We start from the raw sequence: 18,631 nt of genomic DNA, 5'->3' as shown, positions 1-18,631 counted from the left end.
CAAAAACAAGTGATATAACGTCAAGATGTCGACCGTTCAACGCATATTACTCATCAACGGCCCTAACCTGAACCTACTAGGTTTACGTGAGCCGGGACACTACGGCCAGCAATCACTGGCTCAAATCGTGACGCATTTAACTGCCAAAGCAACTGAACTTGGCGTGGAATTAGACCACATCCAATCAAACGCAGAACATGTGCTGATCGATGCAATCCACCAAGCCCATGGCAAAGTAGATTTCATCATCATCAATCCGGCCGCATTTACGCACACCAGCGTAGCGCTCCGCGATGCCCTGCTAGGGGTCAGCATCCCGTTTATTGAAGTGCATCTATCTAACGTCCATGCTCGGGAGCCATTCCGCCATCATTCTTACCTGTCAGATAAAGCAGTAGGGGTGATTTGTGGCTTGGGCCCTGATGGTTATGAATTCGCCCTGCAAGCCGCGGTCAACCGCCTGCAAGCAGACGCTAACTAAACATTATAAGAGAAAGATAAATGGATATTCGTAAAATCAAAAAACTGATTGAGCTAGTTGAAGAATCTGGTATCGCCGAGCTTGAAATCTCTGAAGGCGAAGAGTCGGTACGCATCAGCCGTGCGACAGCACCTATTGCACCGGTAGCAACGCAAGTTGTTGCGGCGCCAGCACCGGTTGCAGCGCCAGCTCCTGCGGCGGCAGAAGCACCAGCAGCGGCACCTGCCGCGCCAGCAGCTCCAGCAGGCCATCAAGTTCTTTCTCCAATGGTGGGTAGCTTCTACCGTGCACCAAGCCCTGACGCGAAGCCATTCGTAGAAGTAGGCCAAGCGGTCAACGTTGGCGATACCCTATGTATCGTTGAAGCTATGAAGATGATGAACCAAATCGAAGCAGACAAGGCTGGTACCGTTGTGGCTATCCTTGCTGAAGACGGTGACGCAGTCGAGTTCGACCAGCCTCTAGTTATCATCGAGTAATCGAGGCCCTTATGTTAGATAAATTAGTAATCGCTAACCGTGGCGAAATTGCACTGCGTATCTTACGTGCGTGTAAAGAGCTAGGTATCAAAACTGTCGCGGTTCACTCTACCGCCGACCGCGATCTGAAGCACGTACTGCTTGCTGACGAAGCTATCTGTATCGGTCCTGCGAAAGGCACCGAAAGTTACCTGAACATCCCTCGCATCATCAGTGCGGCGGAAATCACAGGCGCAGTTGCTATCCACCCTGGCTACGGCTTCCTGTCTGAGAATGCCGACTTTGCCGAGCAGGTCGAGCGTTCAGGCTTCATCTTCGTAGGCCCGAAAGCAGAAACCATCCGTATCATGGGCGACAAAGTTGCTGCGATCACCGCGATGAAAAAAGCTGGCGTACCGTGTGTACCAGGCTCCGACGGCCCGCTTGATGACGACGAAACGAAAAACAAAGCCTTCGCTAAGCGTATTGGCTACCCAGTGATCATCAAAGCCTCTGGCGGCGGTGGTGGCCGTGGTATGCGTGTTGTTCGCAGCGAGTCTGAGCTTATCGAAGCGATCGCGATGACCCGTGCCGAAGCACTGGCGGCCTTCAACAACGACATGGTTTACATGGAGAAATTCCTGGAAAACCCACGCCACATCGAAGTACAGGTCTTGGCTGACGGCCAAGGCGGCGCCATCCACCTAGGTGAGCGTGACTGTTCGATGCAGCGTCGTCACCAGAAAGTCGTTGAAGAAGCACCGGCTCCGGGTATCACTGCAGAAATGCGTAAGTACATCGGTGAGCGTTGTACCCGCGCATGTCTAGAAATCGGCTACCGCGGCGCAGGTACTTTCGAGTTCCTATACGAAAACGGCGAGTTCTACTTCATTGAAATGAACACCCGTATTCAGGTTGAGCACCCAGTAACCGAGATGGTGACCGGCGTCGACCTGATCAAAGAGCAGCTTCGCATCGCAGCTGGCCAGCCGTTGTCTTACACCCAAGACGACATCAAGATCAGCGGCCACGCTGTTGAGTGCCGTATCAATGCGGAAGATCCAGAGCGTTTCCTACCTTGCCCGGGCAAGATCGAACGCTTCCATGCACCGGGCGGCATGGGCGTACGTTGGGAATCTCACATCTACACCGGCTACTCGGTTCCGCCGTACTACGATTCAATGATCGGCAAGCTGATCACTTTCGGTGAAAACCGCGACGTTGCCATTGCCCGCATGAAGAACGCGCTGGGCGAGATGATCATTGACGGCATCAAGACCAACGTACCGCTTCAGCAAGAGATCATGGCAGACGAGAACTTCCAGCACGGTGGTGCGAACATCCACTACCTCGAGAAGAAACTTGGCCTGCAGTAAGCTATTGCTGCGCTGACCCCATACATCCAATAGGCTACTTCGGTAGCCTATTTTGTTATCTGCCAACCCAAATCGCCTGCTTTCTGGCACTCCCAGCCAAGTTTTGCCACAATACCCTCCTTTTATTTGTATGAAGATTAAGCGTTGTATGCGAAATCAATAGGTTGATCGCAATTACCGCTCAATTCACTGGATCCAACACCATGAAAACGCTGTCTGCACGCTACCGCCAGGCCCATAAAGAGGCCAAATGGGCGATAGGCCTGGCCCTGGCCTATTTTGCTTGGTGGTACTTTTCTGCTTACGCCTTTGCCCCTAACGGGGTTGAAGAAGCCCTGCCCGAGCTCTACTGGGGATTTCCACTGTGGTTTCTGCTCGCTTGCATTATCGGCCCTGTTCTCTTCACAATTCTCTGCGGCCTAATGGTGAAATACGTCTACCAAGACATGCCACTCGATGTCGAAAAGGAGGACGGCCATGAATAGCCAACTGCTTATCCCGCTCGTACTCTATCTGGCCGCCGTGTTTGCCTTGGCCATGTATACCCGCCGCCACCGCAACAGCGGCAACGGCTTTCTGAGCGAATACCTGGTTGGCAACCGCAGCATGGGCGGCTTTGTCCTCGCCATGACACTCGCGGCCACCTATGCCAGCGCCAGTTCGTTTATCGGCGGGCCGGGTGCGGCCTATAAAATGGGATTGGGCTGGGTGCTGCTGGCCATGATCCAACTACCCGCGGCCTGGCTGACCCTCGGGGTGCTGGGCAAGAAGTTTGCCATTGAGGCAAGGCGCCACAACGCCCTGACCCTCAACGACATCCTGTATTCCCGCTACAAGAACCGGGCGGTGGTCGTCTTCGCCTCCCTGGCGCTGCTGCTGGCCTTCTTCGGTACCATGGTGGTGCAGTTTGTCGGCGGGGCCCGCTTGCTCCAAACCGTCACCGGCTTGTCCTATTCCCACGGCCTGATGATGTTTGCCATCACCGTTGGCGTCTACACCACCATTGGTGGCTTCCGCGCCGTGGTCATGACCGACACCGTACAGGGGATCATGATGATCATCGGTACGATCGCCCTGCTGGTCGGGATCGTTCACGCCGGCGGCAGTGTTGGCGAGTTGGTTAGCGGCCTACACCAGATAGACCCGGCCTTGGTCACCCCGTTTGGACCGGATAATTTCCTCAGCCAGCCGTTCATGCTCAGCTTTTGGGTCTTGGTCTGCTTCGGGGTCATTGGCCTTCCCCATGCCGCGGTGCGCTGCATGTCCTATAAATCCACCAAATCGCTCCACCGCGGCATGGTGATCAGTACCGCTATGGTGGCCTTCCTCATGTTGGGAATGCACCTAGCAGGCGCTTTTGGCCGCGCTATCGTGCCGGATATTGCCAGCCCCGACCAAATCATGCCGACGCTGATGATGACGGTACTGCCGCCAGTGGTTGCCGGGGTGTTCCTCGCCGGGCCGATGGCCGCCATTATGTCGACCATCGACTCGCAACTGATCCAAGCCTCGGCCACGCTGCTGAAAGATTTGTACCTCAACTACATCAACCCGAAGGCAGCCCAGGGGCCGAATGCAGACAGCAAACTGTCGAAGCTATCACTTTGGGTCACCGGCATTTTCTCGGCACTGGTGTTTGTTGCCGCCACCAACCCGCCGGATATGATCATTTGGCTCAACCTGCTTGCCTTCGGTGGTATGCAAGCCGTGTTCCTGTGGCCTTTGGTGTTGGGGCTTTACTGGAAGAAGGCCTCGGCGGCCGGCGCCTTTGCCTCGATGGTAGTAGGCCTGGCGTGCTACATCGGCCTATCGGTGGCCAAGCCAGATCTGGGCGGTATCCACGCCATTGTGCCAACATTGGCTATCAGCCTGGTGGCATTCATTCTCGGTAGCCTCGCCAAGCCAGTCAGGTTGCCTAGCCCGCAGCAGGTCTAACCCGCCTCTGTCATGCCACTTTGCCGGAAGATAGCACCTTAGGGTGCTATCTTTTTTTATACTGGCTAAAAATCATGCTAGACTCCGCCCCCTTGAACCGTAGCCAACCAAAAAGCGAATAAACCATGCCTTGGATTCAAATTAAACTGAACGCAACTGCTGAGAATGCTGAAGCTATCGGCGACATGCTAATGGAAGAGACTGGTGCCCTATCAGTGACTTTCCTGGATGCCCAAGATACGCCAGTATTTGAGCCGCTGCCGGGTGAAACCCGCCTCTGGGGTGATACCGACGTTGTTGGCCTGTACGACGCAGAAACCGATATGAATGTTGTATTGGAGATGCTAAAGAACAGCCCGCTGATCGCTGACGACTTTGCCCACAAAGTTGAGCAGCTAGAAGACAAGGACTGGGAACGCGAATGGATGGAAAACTTCCACCCAATGCGCTTCGGCCGTCGCCTATGGATTTGTCCAAGCTGGCGCGAAGTACCGGAACCTGACGCGGTAAACGTGATGTTGGATCCGGGCCTTGCTTTTGGTACGGGTACCCACCCAACCACCTCGCTATGCCTTGAGTGGCTAGACGGCCAAGACCTAAGCGGCAAAACCGTTATCGACTTTGGCTGTGGCTCGGGCATTCTGGCCATTGCTGCCATCAAGCTAGGTGCGGCGAAGGTGATCGGTATCGATATCGACCCTCAGGCGATCATCGCTTCCCGCGATAATGCCGAGCGCAATGGCGTGGCCGACCAACTGGAACTATTCCTGCCCCAAGATCAGCCAGAAGGCATCCAGGCCGATGTTGTGGTTGCCAACATCCTAGCCGGCCCGCTGCGCGAGCTATCGCCAGTGATCAAAGGACTGGTGAAAGACGGTGGCCAACTGGCGATTTCCGGCGTACTGGAAACCCAAGCCGAAGACGTGTCGACTTACTACAGCGACGAGCTAACGCTTGACCCGGTTGCAGTCCGTGAAGACTGGTGCCGTATTGCAGGCCAAAAAGCCTAATTACGGCAGGCAAAGCGCAAAAAATTTCTGTTTACGAATTAGTCAATTGATTGAAAAAAGTACAGTTTTGTAATTCAAAAACTAAATGCTCAATTATTGGCCTTTTCACGAAGGGAAAAAATGCGTAAAATGCGCGCCCTTACTGGCATAGTCAGGAATAGACGTTTGAAGATCGGTCCATATCAACTTAAAAACCAGCTGATAGTCGCGCCCATGGCAGGTGTGACCGATCGGCCATTTCGCGAACTTTGCTTGCGCTACGGTGCTGGCATGGCTGTTAGCGAGATGATGTCGTCGAATCCAGACCTGTGGAAAACCGCCAAGTCCCAGAACCGCATGGTTCACGAAGGCGAGTCAGGGATCCGCTCGGTGCAAATCGCCGGCGCAGATCCCAAGCTGATGGCCGAAGCGGCGCAATTCAGTGTTGAGAACGGTGCGCAAATCATCGATATCAACATGGGTTGCCCTGCTAAGAAGGTCAACAAGCGCCTGGCAGGCTCCGCCCTGCTGCAGTACCCGGCACTGATCGAAGAAATCCTTCGCACCGTGGTGGATGCTGTTGATGTACCGGTCACGTTGAAAACACGTACCGGCTGGGATTTGGAAAACCGAAACTGCGTCGATATTGCCAAACTTGCCGAACAATGTGGCATCCAGGCACTGGCCCTGCACGGCAGAACCAAGGCTTGTATGTACAAGGGCGAGGCAGAATACGATTACATCAAAGCAGCGAAAGAGGCGATCTCGATTCCTGTGATAGCGAACGGTGATATCGACTCACCGGAAAAGGCTCGCTTTGTACTGGATTACACCGGTGCCGATGCTTTGATGATTGGACGTCCTGCGCAAGGTCGTCCGTGGATTTTCCAAGAGATCCACCATTACTTAACAACTGGCGAACACCTACCAGCTCCGTCTATGGATGAAGTTGGGGGCATTATGCTGGGTCACGTTCAGGAATTACACCGTTTCTACGGTGAGTACCTAGGCCTGCGCATTGCGCGCAAACATGTGTCTTGGTACTTGAAAGAACATGCACCCGCTGGTGATTTCCGCCGAACCTTCAACGCTATCGAAGATGCCCAACAGCAACTCGATGCGCTGCAAGGCTACTTCGAAAACGTTGCATAAATACTAGAAGAGCTTACAGAATATGTTCGAACAAAATCTGACTTCCGAAGCATTAACAGTGACAACTGTAACTTCACAAGACCAAATCACACAGAAGCCACTACGTGACTCTGTTAAAGCGTCGCTAAAAAACTACCTGGCTCAGCTAAACGGTCAGGAAGTCGATGATCTGTACGAGCTAGTGCTTGCTGAGGTTGAGCAGCCACTACTGGACACTATCATGCAGTACACTCGCGGTAACCAAACTCGCGCTGCAACCATGATGGGTATCAACCGCGGTACTCTTCGTAAGAAGCTGAAAAAATACGGCATGAACTAATTGATAGTTTATCCCTAGTTTCCAAGGCCTGGCGGATGTCAGGCCTTTTTTGTATCAGGCTACCGTCAACGCCCTGCCCACCTTCTGCCTAACAAACCTGCCATCGCTGTATAAGCCGCTATTCTCAGTATTGACCAAGCCCTTGGCTGACACACTGAACCATACTGTGTTTCGGAACGTACCATCGCTTTGTGGATCCCAAATAGAAGGTCATTTCAATGAACAGTATTATCCGTTGCTTCACAATCGCTATTGCCACCCTATTGCTATCGGCCACCAGCTTTGCCGCCCATCACGAGGACAAGGCAGCGCAGGCGGAAAAGAACCTGGTTCAGGTTGCCGCCAACAACAGTGACTTCCAGACCCTGGTCATGGCGATCAAGGCAGCAGACTTGGTGGAAACATTGGAGGGTAAAGGACCGTTTACGGTTCTCGCGCCATTGGATGAAGCTTTCGAGAAGCTGCCGGAAGGGGCACTGGCTCAATTGCTCGACCCTGAGAATAAAGACAAGCTTCAGGCGGTATTAACCTACCATGTGCTGCCAGGCGCGCTGAGCGCAGAGGAAGTCGCCAAGCTCAAACTGCCTGAAACCATACAGGGTGGAACGCTGACCGTTGAAAATACCGATGGCGACCTCACCATCAACGGCGCCAAGGTCTTGATCCCGGATGTGGAGGCCAGCAACGGCATTATCCATATCATTGACACCGTTTTGATCCCCGCCGAGTAGCCTCGACATATTCGACAACGGCGCAAAAACAAAAAAGCTTCGCGATGCGAAGCTTTTTCCTTGTTGCTCAACGCTATAAGTAGTCGCAAAGGTAGGCTGTCGGCGCCTCAACCTTCACTTCGAACGACGAATCGCCCGGCACTTCGAAATCGTCACCGGCACCGTAGGTTTCCCAGTCGATATGGCCCGGCAGTTTAACCGTCAACGCCCCTTTAACCACCGTCATACGCTCAGGCGCGGCAGTACCAAAGGTATACTCACCCGGTGCCATGACACCCACACTGGTGCGCTCGCCGGAAGTTTCAAAGCCGATGGACTTCACTTGCCCATCAAAGTATTCATTCACTTTTAACATGATCATCCTTATCAATTTCAACGTGATAGTTTGACGCTACCACAGTTATGCCTTTATTCCCTATAGAATTATCCAGACTCTGTGACATTCCCTATGCCCACGGTCAGCCCTCCCGCCCCGAGCACGATGCGCGGTTGGCGCAGCACTGCCCCTCTTGGGCGGTATCCTGCTCTTCATGCTCATCCCCCAGCGCCTCGAGAATAGAGCAATGGCTGGCATCGTCGTCGCTATGGCCGCAGCAGGCATCGTTGATTTTCTTCAGTGCTGTGCGGATGCGTTGCAGCTCTGCCATTTTCTTGTCAACCTCATCCAGCTTGGCTTGGGTGATAGCCTTTACCTCGGCACAGCTGTGCTGGCTGGCCTCAAGGCGGATATCCAGCAGCTCGCGGATCTCATCCAAGCTCAGGCCGATGGCCTTGGCGCGCAAGATAAACTTGATACGCGACAAGTCATCCTCGCTGTATAAGCGGTAACCGCTATCGCTGCGCCCGGCCGGCACCAACAAACCATTCTTTTCATAGAACCTCAGCGTATCGCTGCTGACCTCGCACTGTTTCGCCAGCTGCCCTATCAAATACATATCGACCTTTTTTTCCTTTCGGCGCAAACCAAAAGCAAACGTTTGCGCAACGATAAAATTCATGTAAAATATGCCGCGTAGATCACGAAACGCCACCAACGGCAAACTCTGCTTCTTCGATTCTAGCCGAGGGTATTTACCAAAATCTAGCCCATTTAGATGCTGGCTTTTGGCAAATATTCCCCCGTGTATAAAAGAGATGGTTGCAATGGAAAACGCTCGCCCTATCCGCCGCGCGCTAATTAGCGTGTCAGACAAAACTGGTATTGTTGAATTCGCACAAGCTCTTGCCGACCGCGGTGTCGACATCCTATCAACGGGTGGCACTGCCCGCCTGCTTGCTGAGCAAGGTATCAAGGTTACTGAAGTCTCGGACCACACTGGCTTCCCTGAGATGATGGACGGACGTGTTAAAACCCTTCACCCGAAAATCCACGGTGGCGTACTAGGCCGTCGCGGCACTGACGACGACGTGATGAGCGAGCACGGTATTGCCCCTATCGACATGGTTGTGGTGAACCTGTACCCGTTTGCGGCCACGGTTGCCAACCCTGATTGCACACTGGAAGATGCGGTTGAGAACATTGATATCGGCGGCCCGACAATGGTTCGCTCGGCGGCGAAAAACCATAAAGATGTCACTATCATCGTTAACGCCCACGACTACGATCGCGTACTGACCGAGCTGGCTGCCAACGAGGGCTCGCTGACCCACGCGACCCGCTTTGATCTTGCTATCGCTGCCTTCGAGCACACTGCGGCCTACGACGGCATGATCGCCAACTACTTCGGTACCATGGTGCCATCCTACGGCGACAACAAAGAAGGCGACGAGGAGTCGAAGTTCCCACGCACCTTCAACCAGCAGTTCGAGAAGAAGCAAGACATGCGCTACGGTGAGAACAGCCACCAAGCCGCGGCTTTCTATGTTGAAAGCAACCCGGAAGAAGCTTCTGTTGCAACCGCCCGCCAAATCCAAGGCAAGGCACTGTCATACAACAACATCGCCGATACCGATGCTGCACTTGAGTGTGTAAAAGAATTCGACCAGCCAGCCTGTGTTATCGTCAAGCACGCCAACCCATGCGGCGTGGCGTTGGGTGACAACATTCTTGAAGCCTACGACCGTGCTTACAAAACCGACCCAACATCGGCATTCGGCGGTATCATCGCCTTCAATCAAGAGCTAGACGCCACGACTGCGCAAGCAATCGTTGACCGCCAGTTCGTTGAAGTGATCATCGCGCCAAGTGTATCGGCAGACGCGGTTGACGTGGTGGCAGCGAAGAAAAACGTTCGCCTGCTGGAGTGTGGTGAGTGGTCAAGCAAAACAACGGGCTACGACGTTAAGCGCGTTAACGGCGGCCTGCTTGTCCAAGACCGCGACCAAGGTATGGTTTCGCAGGACGATTTGAAAGTCGTATCCAAGCGCCAGCCAAGCGAAGAAGAGCTGCGTGACGCCCTGTTCTGCTGGAAAGTGGCGAAGTACGTGAAGTCTAACGCGATTGTTTACGCCAAGGGCAATATGACTATCGGCGTGGGCGCGGGCCAGATGAGCCGCGTTTACTCAGCGAAGATTGCCGGTATCAAGGCCGCTGACGAGAACCTAGAAGTGGCAGGTAGCGTGATGGCATCGGATGCCTTCTTCCCGTTCCGCGACGGTATCGACGCCGCCGCTGAAGCAGGTATCAAGTGTGTTATCCAGCCGGGTGGCTCGATGCGTGACCAAGAAGTGATTGATGCGGCCGACGAGCACGGCATGGCGATGATCTTTACCGGCATGCGCCACTTCCGCCACTAATCACACAAGCCTAGGGTTTACCTAGGCTTTATCATATTTAGGTTTAGCCTTTACTCATCACGCGATATGACTAAAGGCTTTCATGATTTTAATGCACAGCCATTTTTCAGAGGTCAAGGAAAGCACACCCTATTTTATAGGCGCTCATATAGTGATAAATGAGCATGCATGACACCGAGTTCTGGAAAATGGCGCAGCAGTAAGGGATTAAAGATGAATGTATTGATTATTGGTGCTGGCGGCCGCGAGCACGCACTGGGCTGGAAAGCCGCACAAAACCCTAACGTTGACACCGTTTACGTTGCACCGGGTAATGCCGGTACCGCCCTTGAACCCAAGCTTGAGAATGTGGCTATCGGTGTTGAGGACATCGAAGCCTTGGTTGCCTTTGCCAAGGAAAAAGCCATTGAGCTCACTATCGTTGGCCCTGAGGCACCTTTGGTGATCGGTGTGGTTGATGCGTTCCGCGAAGCTGGCTTGCCAATCTTCGGCCCAACTCAAGCGGCGGCACAGCTGGAAGGCTCAAAGGCCTTCACCAAGGACTTCCTTGCCCGCCACAAAATCCCAACCGGCGCCTACGCCAACTTCACCGAAATCGAGCCAGCCCTCGCTTATGTGCGCGAGCAGGGTGCACCTATCGTGGTTAAGGCTGATGGCCTAGCCGCGGGCAAGGGCGTTATCGTCGCCATGACCCTGGAAGAGGCAGAAGACGCGATCAAGGACATGCTGGCTGGCAATGCCTTCGGCGAAGCGGGTAGCCGCGTGGTTATCGAAGAGTTTCTGGAAGGCGAGGAAGCCAGCTTCATCGTCATGGTTGACGGTGCAAGCGTATTGCCAATGGCCACCAGCCAAGACCACAAGCGTGTCGGCGACAAGGACACTGGCCCTAACACCGGTGGTATGGGCGCTTACTCGCCAGCCCCTGTTGTCACCCCTGAAATCCACGAGCGCATTCTGGAAGAGGTAATTTACCCAACCGTTCGCGGCATGGATGCAGAAGGCCACCCATACACAGGCTTCCTGTACGCCGGCCTGATGATTGCCGCAGACGGCACCCCTAAGGTGATCGAGTACAACTGCCGCTTCGGCGATCCGGAAACCCAGCCAATTATGATGCGCATGGAGTCTGATCTGGTCGAACTATGCCTAATGGCCATTGACGAGAAATTGGACCAGGCAGAATCGAAGTGGGACCCTCGCGCGTCTATCGGTGTTGTACTGGCCGCAGGCGGCTACCCGGCAAGCTATGGCAAGGGTGACGTGATCAGCCTTCCGGCCGAGCAAGCTGAAGGACAGAAAATCTTCCATGCCGGCACGGCCAACAACGAAGCGGGTGATATCGTGACCAACGGTGGCCGCGTACTTTGTGCCACGGCACTGGGCAACACGGTTTCCGAAGCCCAGCAACGTGCTTACGCGCTGACCAAGCAGGTTAGCTGGAACGGCATGTTCCACCGCAACGACATCGGCTACCGTGCCATTGCCCGCGAGCAAGAAGCCTAACTCATCTAAGATGAAGCAAGCCGATAGCAAAAACGCGCCATAAGGCGCGTTTTTTCATTCTTTGGCTAATCACCTTCCCGACACTTAGTCGAGCAATACCGGCGCCCCTAGGCAAGCTGGCTGGGTGTTGTTTAGCATCAACAGCTCGCTGGCAGTCAGGGCATTGCGGCGCACTTTGCCCGTGACCATCATGTAGCCCTGCTGCTGCATAGCGTTATACTGCTGCAGTGCGTAATCGGGCAATGCCGGGCTGAATGTCACTTCCAGTTGCTTATCATCCCCGCAGCGATAAAAGGTACCCTGACGCCAGTATCCTTGGATCAGCGACTGGTCATCCCGGCGTTGGGCCCTGACTGCATCGATCCCGCGTTGCGCTTCCTCGCGCAGCTGGGCAAGCTCGACATTGGTCAAGGGGATCACTTCATCGCCCACGTTGTAGCGCTGGAAAACGGCGCTGCCACGGGTATCGTAGCGCACATGGAGGGTGAACGGCTTTAATGTTTGCTCATCAAGCTGCTTGCCCTCACGCTTGATTTCTCTGAGTTTTCCCTCTCGCCAGCGGTAATCCGACAAATAGTAGCCATAATCCCCTGCCATAACGCGCTCAGCGAGCTTTACAGGGCGGTTCTGCTGTGAGGTATACCAATAGAGTGATGTGGTGTCACCAAGGCTCTGACCGCCGATATGGGTCAAAATTGGCGTAATGGTGTTTTCAGGAACGGTGGGGTTGGAGGCACATCCCGCTAATAGCGTGATGGTAAGAATGGTCAATAAGCGCTTCATGAAAAACTCCGCCAGATAAGGTACCTGGCGGAGTATAGATTATTTCACTGCGTCTTTCAGTGCTTTACCCGCTACGAATGCAGGAACGTTTGCAGCTGCAATCTGGATTTCCTGACCAGTTTGTGGGTTACGGCCAGTACGCGCAGCGCGGTGGTTTACTTTAAAAGTACCAAAGCCAATCAGTTGAACCTGATCACCTTCCTTAAGCGCATCAGTGATACCGTCTAGAGTTGACTCTAGTGCAACTTTCGCTTGAGCTTTAGAAAGATCTGCTTTTTCAGCGATCAGGTCAATAAGTTGGGTCTTGTTCATTAGGTTTCCCTTCTAAGGTTTTTTTCTTTAGACGCATCAACTCTAATTCAAAAGAAGCCCGTGTGGCAAAGGTTTGTCGGCTATCATGTGCTTATCTGCGGGCTCTTTAACCATAAACTGAGCGCAAGTTCACAAAATGTTACTAATCTAGTAAGTGAAATAGTTGTATTTATTCGCTCGAAGCCCGATTAATATAAGCGTTATCCGTTAACTATTACTAAGGTAAACATGATACTCCTTACGATTTACATCGCTATCGCGATTGGTGTTTCGTTCATTTGTTCAGTCCTAGAAGCTGTTCTACTCAGTATTTCCCCTAGCTACATTGGTACTTTGCGCCAGCAAGGTCACCCTGCCGCCGACCGCTTGGCTGCACTAAAAGACAATATCGACCGCCCACTGGCATCGATCCTGACATTGAATACCATTGCCCACACCATTGGTGCGGCAACTGCAGGTGCACAGGCGACTGTCGTATTCGGTAGCCAATGGCTGGGTGTTTTCTCCGGGGTACTGACTATCGGTATCTTGTTATTCTCGGAAATTATTCCTAAGACTATCGGTGCAACCTACTGGCGCCAATTGGGTCCGTTGACTGCAACGACCCTTCGCTGGATGGTGTGGGCACTTACCCCGTTTGTGTGGGTTTCAGAGCAAATCACCCGCCGCCTATCACGCGGCCATGAGGCACCGAAATTACGCGACGAACTATCGGCAATGGCAATGCTGGCGATTGAGTCTGGCGAGTTGGCGGAAGGCGAGTCAAAAATCATGACCAACCTGCTGCAATTCCGCGATGTGAGCGTCACCAAGATCATGACGCCGCGCCCGGTACTGTTCCGCGTCGAAGCCGAGCAGCCGATTAACGAGTTCCTGTCAAACCACAAGGACAGCCCGTTTTCGCGCCCGCTGGTCTACAGCGAGCAGAAAGACAATATCCTGGGCTTTGTTCACCGCCTTGAGCTGTTTGCCGAAAGCCAGGCGGGCCGTGGCCAACAAGAATTGGGTACCCTGATGCGCCCGCTGCCGGTGATCATGAACACCTCAAGCGTACCAAAAGCCTTCGAGCAGCTAATGCAAGAACGCTCCCAGCTAATTTTGGTGGTAGACGAATACGGTACGGTGCAAGGCCTGGTGACCATGGAAGATATCTTCGAGCATTTGGTTGGAGAGGAAATTGTCGACGAAGCCGACAAGAACACCGACATGCAGCAGCTGGCCTACCAGCGCTGGGAAAAGTGGAAGAAAACCCACGGTGTGATTGAAAGCAAGGACGACGAATAACCGTCATTGCCTGCTAGCCAAGCATTGGCTGGCAACAAAAAAAGTAAACAAAAACAAAGGGGCATTCAGCCCCTTTGTTATTTTTAATTTTCGACCGCGCGGCTAATCGCTAAAGCGCAATGCCGATATTGCTGATCGGCTCTTCACGCAACTCTTGGCGCAGCCCCTTGATCAACTCGATATCGCGCCTTTCCGCTTCTTTCAATGCGCGGAAGATAGCCCACTGCATATCCCACTCAGCACAGATCGCTTCGTTCTCTTTTTGGTTGTCATTGGTGATCTCTTCACCGGTCTGAGCAAACTCCAAGTCGGCCACCGTCTCTGCCGAAAGCGAGCTTAGCTTCACTAGCGTTTCCAACATCAAATCACGGTCGAGCATCGCATGGAGCAAATCAGCCAATGCCACGCAGGCATCGATGGCCGGGTTCACCGCGTAAAGATCATAATCTTCGCTGCTCGGTACCAGCTCTTCCAGCTTCTCCAGCTGGTTTTCAAAATTAATCTTGGCCGTTTTGACCGTTAGGATCTCCCAAATACTGTCCAGAATCGAACGGTACTTTTGCGCGTCGGCAAACTCGGTTTCCTGACAAAAGAACGCATAATTGGGGTACATTCTTTCACAAAGGGAAACCATAAAGGTAATGTGTTGCCACGGTTCTAGTTTTTCTAAACGAAGCTGAACAGGATTTTTTAGCATGGGATCGTCTGCAATAGTGATTTGACCCGGATCTTACTGGGATCCCCCAGCCACTTCAACATGTGAACAAGGGATAACACCCTCGAGTCAAAGGAAATATATGAACAAAGTCTTGGTTGTCTCTCTCCAGCAGGCGATCTACGAAAACTTACTGGAAAATGCATGCTTGCCCGGCCTTGAGCTCACCCAAGATCCCGAGCAGGCGTCAATAATTCTAGCCGATCCGCCGAAGGTTGCTGGGCAACTTGGCCACTACCCGCAATTGCGCTGGCTCCAATCCACCTTTGCCGGTATCGATGCCCTGACCCAACCGGGCTTGCGCAGGGATTACGCCCTCACCAATATCAAGGGCTGCTTCGGCCAACTGATAGCCGAGTACGTACTCGGCCTATTGCTAGGCCACCAGCGCCATTTCGCCACTTACCGCCAGCAGCAGGCCAGCCAAACCTGGCAACCCAAGCCTTACCAAACCATTGCCGGACAAACCATGGTTATTCTGGGTACCGGCAGTATTGGCAGCCACCTCGCGCGAGTCGCTACCGCATTCGGCCTCAGGGTGGTTGGCGTGAACCGCTCGGGACAAGCAAACAGCCCGGCTTTCGACACCGTCTACTCGCTAGCGCAATTACCCATGGCTCTAGCACAGGCAGACATACTGGTCTCGACCCTGCCGGCCACCCAGGACACCGACAACCTACTCGATGCCGCCCACCTTGCGCGGTGCAGCGGCAGCTTGCTGTTCAATGTCGGCCGCGGCAATGCCGTATGCGAGCAGGGGCTGCTCTCCGCCCTCGACAGCGGCGCCGTTGAGCATGCCTTCCTCGATGTATTCAAGCAAGAGCCCCTACCTAGCGACAGTCCGCTATGGCAGCACCCTGGTATCACCCTCACCCCACACATTGCCGCAGAGAGCTTCCCAGAGCAGGTGATGGCCATCTTTTGCGATAATTATCACCGCTGGCGCCAATCACAGCCACTCCAGTATCAAGTTGATTTCGAGCGCGGCTATTAGCGAGGTAACTCCCATGGCAAAACAATCACTGGATAGCCTGTTGGATCAAATCCAACAATGCCGGATCTGCCAAGATCATCTCCCGCTCGGCCCAAGGCCGGTGATCCAGGCAGCGAGCAATGCCAAGCTGATGATAATCGGCCAAGCGCCGGGCACCAAGGTGCACGAGACGGGTATCCCATGGAACGACCCAAGCGGCGACCGCCTCCGCCTCTGGCTCGACCTCGATCGCGAGACCTTCTATGATGCCGAGCAAATTGCCATTATGCCGATGGGGCTTTGCTACCCCGGCAGGGGAAAATCCGGCGATTTGCCGCCCCGCCCCGAATGCGCCCCCCACTGGCACCCGCAGGTGCTGCCGCTGTTACCCAATATCGGCATGACACTGCTTATCGGCCAATACGCCCAACAGCGCTACCTTGCCGACAAACCAAAGACCCTGACCGAGACGGTCAAGGCTTGGCGGCAATGGGCACCGCGTTATATCCCGATGCCCCACCCCTCGCCGCGCAATACCCTGTGGCTCAAGCGCAACCCGTGGTTCGAGGAAGAAGTCGTGCCGTATATCCGCGAATACGTCCACCAGCAACTCGAGAAGAAATAAACGGCAGGTGCTGTGGTGCTGTAAAAAAAATCCCCGAGGCTAGCTCGAGGATTCTCTCAATATGGCGCGGCTTTTAACCCCACAGGGACTTAGAGCCATAGCACCGCTTTCAACCGCCCTTACTTATGGTACGGCTTTGACAGCTCATGTACCGCATCCACGAACACGCCTGCGTTCTCAGGCGGTACATCCAGGTGGATACCGTGGCCAAGGTTGAAGACGTGGCCAGTGCCTTCGTCGCCGTAACCTTCAAGGATGGTTGCTACTTCCTGACGGATACGCTCAGGCTGGGCGTATAGCATCGATGGATCCATATTCCCCTGCAGGGCCACTTTGTCACCCACACGACGCTTGGCATCGGCAATATTGATGGTCCAGTCAAGGCCAACCGCATCACAACCCGTTGCGGCGATTTGCTCAAGCCACATACCACCGTTCTTGGTAAATAGGGTAACAGGTACGCGACGACCGTCGTTTTCGCGGATCAGGCCATCCACAATCTTGTGCATGTAGCGTAGCGAAAACTCGTTGTAATCACGCGGGGTCAATACGCCGCCCCAAGTGTCGAATACCATCACAGATTGGGCGCCGGCCTTGATCTGGGCATTCAGGTACTCAACAACGCTGTCGGCAAGCTTATCCAATAGCAGATGCAGGGTTTGCGGCTCGGCATACATCATTTTCTTGATCTTGGTGAACGCTTTTGAGCTACCACCTTCAACCATGTAAGTCGCCAGCGTCCACGGGCTGCCCGAGAAGCCGATTAGCGGTACTTCACCCTGCAAATCTTTGCGGATTTGGCGAACCGCGTTCATCACATACTGAAGCTCGCCTTCTGGATCCGGCAGGCCGATTTTATCGACATCCGCTTTGCAAGTGATAGGACGCTCGAACTTAGGTCCTTCGCCAGCTTCGAAGTATAGCCCCAGACCCATCGCATCTGGGATGGTCAAAATGTCCGAAAACAAAATCGCCGCATCTAGCGGGAAACGGCGTAGCGGCTGTAGTGTTACCTCGCTCGCTAGCTCAGCATTCTTACACAGCGACATGAAGTCTCCGGCTACGCTACGGGTTGCACGGTATTCTGGCAGGTATCGACCTGCTTGGCGCATCATCCATACTGGCGTGCAATCTACCGGCTGCTTAAGCAGGGCACGTAGGTAGCGGTCGTTCTTTAATTCGCTCATTTGGGGCTCCATGGATTAATTCTGCGGGTATTGTATCACTCCGGGCTAACAACAAAAGAGTCCATTTGTTAACCGGATCAAGTTTATAGCAACAATCTATTCACCATATTTGCCGCAGCAATAGTAGTCGTGGTACAAAATCTGCGCGCTAGCAATAATAACAATGACTTTGCTTGTAGAAGGCAAAATAACTGCACCTTACCCCTCCTCACGGAGGGTTTTTTTATCCTAATTTTCAGCCATCAGTACCAGGGTTTGCTCGATCAGTGCCCGGGCAATGGTACCCGGCGGGGCAAGCTCAGGCAGCTCCCCGGCCGAGGCCCATACCGCATCGCTCAGCTCTTCATAGTCAGGCTTAAGTTCACCGGCTTGATAATCGGCCAAAAAGCCCATCATTAAGTTCGACGGAAACGCCCATGGCTGGCTGCCGAAGTAACGGATATTGGTTACCACTATGCCGGTTTCTTCCTCCACCTCGCGGGCCACGCACTGCTCCAGCGTCTCCCCCGCCTCAACAAACCCCGCAATCACGGTATACATTCCCGTCTTGTGGCGAGGGTGTTGGGCCAACAGGATCTTATCGTCTTTTCGCACTGCCACGATGACACACGGGGAAAGGCGGGGATAATGATGGCTATTGCACTGGCTGCACACCATGGCCAGCTCTTTGGTGCCCAATTGGCACTCTGCCCCGCACTGGGCGCAATAACGCTGGCTATGGCGCATATGGGAAAGCTGGCAGGCCTTCCCCGCTAGGTTGAACAACGCCCCATCCAGTGCCAGTAATTCCCTCTGGCTATAGAGCGGCTCAAGCACCGTTTCGCCAACAACATCAAGCCAATAAACCGGGTGGCCTTGGTATTCACCAATTTTAATGGCCCCTTTGCTATCAATCGGCAGCGCATCCGACGAAACCAGCGGAAGTGTGCGGTTCGGCAGATACAACGCGCGATCTTTCACTAGGCACCAATAGGCTAATTCTTGCTTTTTTAACATCAATGTTACATCCATCCTTGCAGGGTATCGTTTTTACTGGCAATCTAAACTTAGTAACGGAAGTGAATCCGTGATA

The 18,631-nt window shown here is 53.7% G+C and carries 21 protein-coding genes; 14 read left to right on the top strand and 7 right to left on the bottom strand.

The annotated features are described in order from the left end of the window. Window positions 1–25 precede the first annotated feature (25 nt). The 9 genes from aroQ (at window position 26) to C9I98_RS23475 (ending at window position 7,441) form a co-directional block, all read left to right on the top strand. Window positions 26–481 carry a type II 3-dehydroquinate dehydratase gene (gene aroQ / locus C9I98_RS23515; protein ID WP_036831662.1) on the top strand — a complete coding sequence of 152 codons (456 nt, stop codon included), beginning with the start codon at window positions 26–28 and terminating at the stop codon, window positions 479–481. Window positions 482–501: 20 nt separating this feature from the next. Continuing rightward, window positions 502–960, top strand: coding sequence for an acetyl-CoA carboxylase biotin carboxyl carrier protein (gene accB / locus C9I98_RS23510; RefSeq protein ID WP_036831664.1), 459 nt, complete (start codon window positions 502–504; stop codon window positions 958–960). Between the two features lie 11 nt (window positions 961–971). Next, window positions 972–2,315 carry an acetyl-CoA carboxylase biotin carboxylase subunit gene (gene accC / locus C9I98_RS23505; protein WP_107272540.1) on the top strand — a complete coding sequence of 448 codons (1,344 nt, stop codon included), beginning with the start codon at window positions 972–974 and terminating at the stop codon, window positions 2,313–2,315. Window positions 2,316–2,518: 203 nt separating this feature from the next. Then, on the top strand, window positions 2,519–2,800 hold the full coding sequence (locus C9I98_RS23500; protein WP_107272539.1) for a YhdT family protein: 282 nt from the start codon (window positions 2,519–2,521) through the stop codon (window positions 2,798–2,800). Beyond that, window positions 2,793–4,250, top strand: coding sequence for a sodium/pantothenate symporter (gene panF, locus C9I98_RS23495; RefSeq protein ID WP_036829827.1), 1,458 nt, complete (start codon window positions 2,793–2,795; stop codon window positions 4,248–4,250). Before C9I98_RS23500 ends, panF begins: the two co-directional genes overlap by 8 nt. Before the next feature lie 125 nt (window positions 4,251–4,375). After that, entirely contained in the window at window positions 4,376–5,260 is an 885-nt protein-coding gene (prmA, locus tag C9I98_RS23490; protein WP_107272538.1) for a 50S ribosomal protein L11 methyltransferase, read from the top strand. 165 nt (window positions 5,261–5,425) lie between these two features. After that, a complete protein-coding gene (gene dusB / locus C9I98_RS23485; RefSeq protein ID WP_036831358.1) occupies window positions 5,426–6,391 on the top strand; it encodes a tRNA dihydrouridine synthase DusB in 966 nt (321 codons plus the stop codon). A 22-nt stretch (window positions 6,392–6,413) separates the two neighbouring features. Then, a complete protein-coding gene (fis, locus tag C9I98_RS23480) occupies window positions 6,414–6,710 on the top strand; it encodes a DNA-binding transcriptional regulator Fis (protein WP_005372656.1) in 297 nt (98 codons plus the stop codon). Window positions 6,711–6,928: 218 nt separating this feature from the next. After that, on the top strand, window positions 6,929–7,441 hold the full coding sequence (locus C9I98_RS23475) for a fasciclin domain-containing protein (protein ID WP_036831357.1): 513 nt from the start codon (window positions 6,929–6,931) through the stop codon (window positions 7,439–7,441). A gap of 73 nt (window positions 7,442–7,514) precedes the next feature. Here the strand turns inward: C9I98_RS23475 and ppnP are convergent, their stop codons facing one another. Together ppnP and zntR are read right to left on the bottom strand one after the other, a co-directional pair. Further along, window positions 7,515–7,796, bottom strand: coding sequence for a pyrimidine/purine nucleoside phosphorylase (ppnP, locus tag C9I98_RS23470; RefSeq protein WP_036831356.1), 282 nt, complete (start codon window positions 7,794–7,796; stop codon window positions 7,515–7,517). Window positions 7,797–7,899: 103 nt separating this feature from the next. Beyond that, a complete protein-coding gene (gene zntR / locus C9I98_RS23465) occupies window positions 7,900–8,376 on the bottom strand; it encodes a Zn(2+)-responsive transcriptional regulator (RefSeq protein ID WP_036831363.1) in 477 nt (158 codons plus the stop codon). A 208-nt stretch (window positions 8,377–8,584) separates the two neighbouring features. Between zntR and purH the strand changes: the two genes are divergently transcribed. Further along, a complete protein-coding gene (gene purH / locus C9I98_RS23460) occupies window positions 8,585–10,177 on the top strand; it encodes a bifunctional phosphoribosylaminoimidazolecarboxamide formyltransferase/IMP cyclohydrolase (protein WP_036831355.1) in 1,593 nt (530 codons plus the stop codon). A 213-nt stretch (window positions 10,178–10,390) separates the two neighbouring features. After that, entirely contained in the window at window positions 10,391–11,680 is a 1,290-nt protein-coding gene (gene purD / locus C9I98_RS23455; RefSeq protein WP_036831353.1) for a phosphoribosylamine--glycine ligase, read from the top strand. 84 nt (window positions 11,681–11,764) lie between these two features. Here purD and C9I98_RS23450 read toward each other — a convergent pair whose 3' ends face one another. Next, the gene (locus C9I98_RS23450) at window positions 11,765–12,463 is read right to left on the bottom strand and encodes a DUF1481 domain-containing protein (RefSeq protein WP_036831351.1); all 699 of its coding nucleotides are present in this window, start codon (window positions 12,461–12,463) and stop codon (window positions 11,765–11,767) included. Window positions 12,464–12,502: 39 nt separating this feature from the next. Then, complete coding sequence (gene hupA / locus C9I98_RS23445; RefSeq protein ID WP_036831349.1) at window positions 12,503–12,775, bottom strand: nucleoid-associated protein HU-alpha; 273 nt, start codon at window positions 12,773–12,775, stop codon at window positions 12,503–12,505. 228 nt (window positions 12,776–13,003) lie between these two features. Here hupA and C9I98_RS23440 point away from each other — a divergent pair, with 228 nt between their 5' ends. Continuing rightward, window positions 13,004–14,059, top strand: a complete 1,056-nt coding sequence (locus C9I98_RS23440; RefSeq protein ID WP_036831347.1) for a CNNM domain-containing protein — start codon at window positions 13,004–13,006, stop codon at window positions 14,057–14,059. Between the two features lie 109 nt (window positions 14,060–14,168). Here the strand turns inward: C9I98_RS23440 and C9I98_RS23435 are convergent, their stop codons facing one another. Then, window positions 14,169–14,756: a YjaG family protein gene (locus C9I98_RS23435; RefSeq protein ID WP_036831344.1), complete on the bottom strand. Its 588-nt coding sequence runs from the start codon at window positions 14,754–14,756 to the stop codon at window positions 14,169–14,171. Window positions 14,757–14,856: 100 nt separating this feature from the next. Between C9I98_RS23435 and C9I98_RS23430 the strand changes: the two genes are divergently transcribed. Together C9I98_RS23430 and C9I98_RS23425 are read left to right on the top strand one after the other, a co-directional pair. Further along, window positions 14,857–15,768 carry a D-2-hydroxyacid dehydrogenase gene (locus tag C9I98_RS23430; protein WP_036831342.1) on the top strand — a complete coding sequence of 304 codons (912 nt, stop codon included), beginning with the start codon at window positions 14,857–14,859 and terminating at the stop codon, window positions 15,766–15,768. Window positions 15,769–15,781: 13 nt separating this feature from the next. Further along, complete coding sequence (locus C9I98_RS23425) at window positions 15,782–16,372, top strand: uracil-DNA glycosylase family protein (protein ID WP_107272537.1); 591 nt, start codon at window positions 15,782–15,784, stop codon at window positions 16,370–16,372. A gap of 119 nt (window positions 16,373–16,491) precedes the next feature. Here the strand turns inward: C9I98_RS23425 and hemE are convergent, their stop codons facing one another. Further along, window positions 16,492–17,559, bottom strand: a complete 1,068-nt coding sequence (gene hemE, locus C9I98_RS23420) for a uroporphyrinogen decarboxylase (protein ID WP_036817346.1) — start codon at window positions 17,557–17,559, stop codon at window positions 16,492–16,494. A gap of 228 nt (window positions 17,560–17,787) precedes the next feature. Beyond that, window positions 17,788–18,555: an NAD(+) diphosphatase gene (gene nudC, locus C9I98_RS23415; protein WP_036817344.1), complete on the bottom strand. Its 768-nt coding sequence runs from the start codon at window positions 18,553–18,555 to the stop codon at window positions 17,788–17,790. Window positions 18,556–18,631: the final 76 nt, after the last annotated feature.

This window comes from Photobacterium sanctipauli, assembly GCF_003026495.1.
Classification (GTDB): domain Bacteria; phylum Pseudomonadota; class Gammaproteobacteria; order Enterobacterales; family Vibrionaceae; genus Photobacterium; species Photobacterium sanctipauli.
The sequence above is the reverse complement of the archived record's forward strand: the minus strand, read 5'-3'. Positions and strand labels throughout refer to the sequence as shown.

What these genes read in the sequence shown, in the direction of transcription:
- aroQ (WP_036831662.1), top strand. Translation starts at nt 26, where the DNA reads ATGTCGACCGTTCAACGCATATTACTCATCAACGGCCCTAACCTGAAC.
- accB (WP_036831664.1), top strand. Translation starts at nt 502, where the DNA reads ATGGATATTCGTAAAATCAAAAAACTGATTGAGCTAGTTGAAGAATCT.
- accC (WP_107272540.1), top strand. Translation starts at nt 972, where the DNA reads ATGTTAGATAAATTAGTAATCGCTAACCGTGGCGAAATTGCACTGCGT.
- C9I98_RS23500 (WP_107272539.1), top strand. Translation starts at nt 2,519, where the DNA reads ATGAAAACGCTGTCTGCACGCTACCGCCAGGCCCATAAAGAGGCCAAA.
- panF (WP_036829827.1), top strand. Translation starts at nt 2,793, where the DNA reads ATGAATAGCCAACTGCTTATCCCGCTCGTACTCTATCTGGCCGCCGTG.
- prmA (WP_107272538.1), top strand. Translation starts at nt 4,376, where the DNA reads ATGCCTTGGATTCAAATTAAACTGAACGCAACTGCTGAGAATGCTGAA.
- fis (WP_005372656.1), top strand. Translation starts at nt 6,414, where the DNA reads ATGTTCGAACAAAATCTGACTTCCGAAGCATTAACAGTGACAACTGTA.
- C9I98_RS23475 (WP_036831357.1), top strand. Translation starts at nt 6,929, where the DNA reads ATGAACAGTATTATCCGTTGCTTCACAATCGCTATTGCCACCCTATTG.
- ppnP (WP_036831356.1), bottom strand. Translation starts at nt 7,796, where the DNA reads ATGTTAAAAGTGAATGAATACTTTGATGGGCAAGTGAAGTCCATCGGC.
- zntR (WP_036831363.1), bottom strand. Translation starts at nt 8,376, where the DNA reads ATGTATTTGATAGGGCAGCTGGCGAAACAGTGCGAGGTCAGCAGCGAT.
- purH (WP_036831355.1), top strand. Translation starts at nt 8,585, where the DNA reads ATGGAAAACGCTCGCCCTATCCGCCGCGCGCTAATTAGCGTGTCAGAC.
- purD (WP_036831353.1), top strand. Translation starts at nt 10,391, where the DNA reads ATGAATGTATTGATTATTGGTGCTGGCGGCCGCGAGCACGCACTGGGC.
- C9I98_RS23450 (WP_036831351.1), bottom strand. Translation starts at nt 12,463, where the DNA reads ATGAAGCGCTTATTGACCATTCTTACCATCACGCTATTAGCGGGATGT.
- hupA (WP_036831349.1), bottom strand. Translation starts at nt 12,775, where the DNA reads ATGAACAAGACCCAACTTATTGACCTGATCGCTGAAAAAGCAGATCTT.
- C9I98_RS23440 (WP_036831347.1), top strand. Translation starts at nt 13,004, where the DNA reads ATGATACTCCTTACGATTTACATCGCTATCGCGATTGGTGTTTCGTTC.
- C9I98_RS23435 (WP_036831344.1), bottom strand. Translation starts at nt 14,756, where the DNA reads ATGCTAAAAAATCCTGTTCAGCTTCGTTTAGAAAAACTAGAACCGTGG.
- C9I98_RS23430 (WP_036831342.1), top strand. Translation starts at nt 14,857, where the DNA reads ATGAACAAAGTCTTGGTTGTCTCTCTCCAGCAGGCGATCTACGAAAAC.
- C9I98_RS23425 (WP_107272537.1), top strand. Translation starts at nt 15,782, where the DNA reads ATGGCAAAACAATCACTGGATAGCCTGTTGGATCAAATCCAACAATGC.
- hemE (WP_036817346.1), bottom strand. Translation starts at nt 17,559, where the DNA reads ATGAGCGAATTAAAGAACGACCGCTACCTACGTGCCCTGCTTAAGCAG.
- nudC (WP_036817344.1), bottom strand. Translation starts at nt 18,555, where the DNA reads ATGTTAAAAAAGCAAGAATTAGCCTATTGGTGCCTAGTGAAAGATCGC.